The organism is Mesorhizobium sp. M8A.F.Ca.ET.021.01.1.1 (genome assembly GCF_003998025.1).
GTDB lineage: Bacteria > Pseudomonadota > Alphaproteobacteria > Rhizobiales > Rhizobiaceae > Mesorhizobium.
In genome coordinates this window covers 1-1,915 of sequence record NZ_RZSJ01000838.1, presented here as the reverse complement: position 1 = coordinate 1,915, position 1,915 = coordinate 1, and the positions used below count along the sequence as shown (strand labels likewise).

General features: G+C 65.7%; 2 protein-coding genes. Both read left to right on the top strand.

Annotated features, from left to right (window positions below; all coding sequences use genetic code 11):
• Positions 1–479: 479 nt before the first annotated feature.
• Positions 480–1,025 carry an invasion associated locus B family protein gene (locus EOA36_RS34560; protein ID WP_245464551.1) on the top strand — a complete coding sequence of 182 codons (546 nt, stop codon included), beginning with the start codon at positions 480–482 and terminating at the stop codon, positions 1,023–1,025.
• 70 nt (positions 1,026–1,095) lie between these two features.
• A partial coding sequence (locus EOA36_RS34555) for an aminopeptidase P family N-terminal domain-containing protein (RefSeq protein WP_127281146.1) occupies positions 1,096–1,915 on the top strand: 820 nt, incomplete at its 3' end.

The window sequence follows — 1,915 nt, the reverse complement described above, 5'->3', positions numbered from 1 at the left end:
GCACTGGCGCTCTCGGGCGCGGCTGCCAGAGACCGGCATCGTCGCCATAGGCAGCCGCGCCCGAGAGCGCCAGTGCCAGCGACGTAAGCGCCGTCGTCTTCCAGAGATGCCTGGCAATACTCGAACGGCGATAGCCGGCGCGCACGTGGAAACCCTCCCCACGCGCCGCCATCCCACCAACTTGCCGAGACTTCTCGGTAGTTCCCATCCCCTGGCGAGCCCTTCTGGGACTACACGTCCCGCGTGCCGATATTTACTGGAATTCTATTGTATAGCGAGTCCCTAAAGATGCGGCTGCTGTGGTCGTCCGCCAAAGTTCTTCCCTGTGGCAATATGGACACAGTAAATTTGCCGGCTTGCTTGGCTGGACTCGCGGCTTCCAGGCCGGGTTGGAGTGTTGTATCAAGCCGTACTGCGGGAATACCAGCCGGGGCACAAGGAATATGACAGTTGCTTTAGCGCGAGCTAATATTTCAGGCTTGGCCGTAGGTATTGTCACTCTGTGGCTCATCCTGTCGGTCGCTGGACCCGCACTTGCCGAGGACGCGGCCAAGCCGGCCCAGCCCCAACCGGCCCAGCCCCAATCGGCCCCGCCCAAGCCGGCCGACGCCAATCCCTGGGCGGTGAACTGCTCCAGCGGCGCGACGAACACCGAGCTTCAATGCCAGCTGTCGCAGAACCTGACCGAAGCCAAGACAGGACAGCGCGTGCTCACCGTCACCGTGCGCCGCGACAATGCCAATGGCAGCCTCGCCATGCTGCTCGCTTTGCCGCACGGCCTGTTCCTGCCGTCCGGCGCCAGCTATCAGGTCGACCAGGGCCAGAAGACGACCATCGCCATCCAGACCAGCGACCAGAACGGCGCCTATGCCGCCACGCCGCTGCCGCCGGATCTGGTCAAGGCGATGAAATCGGGAACCAATCTGAACATCGGCATGGAATCCGTCACCCGCAAGCCGGTCACCATCCCGGTATCGCTGGCCGGCTTCACCGCCGCGCTGACCAAGCTGGAATCGATCAAGTAGCCATTGTCGGCCGCTTGATTGTCCGCACCCTTAATGCTCCGTTGCCGGTTCGGGCATATGGAGAAATTTCATGACGGGCTTTGTCGATCGCCAGCGCGCCACACATTTGATGCAACGCGCCGGCATCGCGGCGCTGGTGCTCTGCGCGCCCGAGGCCTTCCATTATGCGACCGGCGCGTCGATCGGCCCGGCCGGCCTGTTCCGGCGCGCCGGCGCCGGCTTCGTCGTCATCCCCGCCCGTCAGGACCTGCCGATCGGCGTCGTGGTCGCGGACTTCAACGCGGCGCAGCTGCGGACCTCGGCGCCCGAAATGTTTGTGCGTTCGCACCCGATCTGGATCGAATCCGCGCCGGTCGAGACAGGGCCTCACAGCCTTCCTCTGGCGGAGCGTATCGAGGCTGGCCTGGCTTCGCTCGGTCGCGCGCCGGATTTCTCGCGGCCCGCCACTTTCGACCTCGCCGGCTCGGTGCGCCAGCTGCAAGCCATGCTTCTCGATTTCGGGCTGGAGCGCGCCACGCTCGGCCTCGACCTCGACTTCATTGCTGCCGCCGATTTTGCCGTCATCCGGGCGTTGTTGCCGAACTGCCCCGTCGTCGACGGCTCGCCCGTGCTGGACCGGCTGCGCGCCGTCAAGTCGCAGCGCGAGATCGACCTCCTGCGGCAAGGCATCCTCCTGTCCGAGGCCGGCCTGGAACGGCTGCAGGTCGATGCCATGGCCGGCATGCGCCAGGGCGACCTCGTCGCGCTCTACCGGCAAGGCGTCGCCACGGCGGCGGCCGGGCTTTCGCATCCGGTCATCACGGCCGAATATGTGACGCTCGGCGCCCGGGCCAAGGGCGCGGACGCCGGGGCCGTGGCTGGCGATCCGCTGAAATGCGACATGGTCTGCA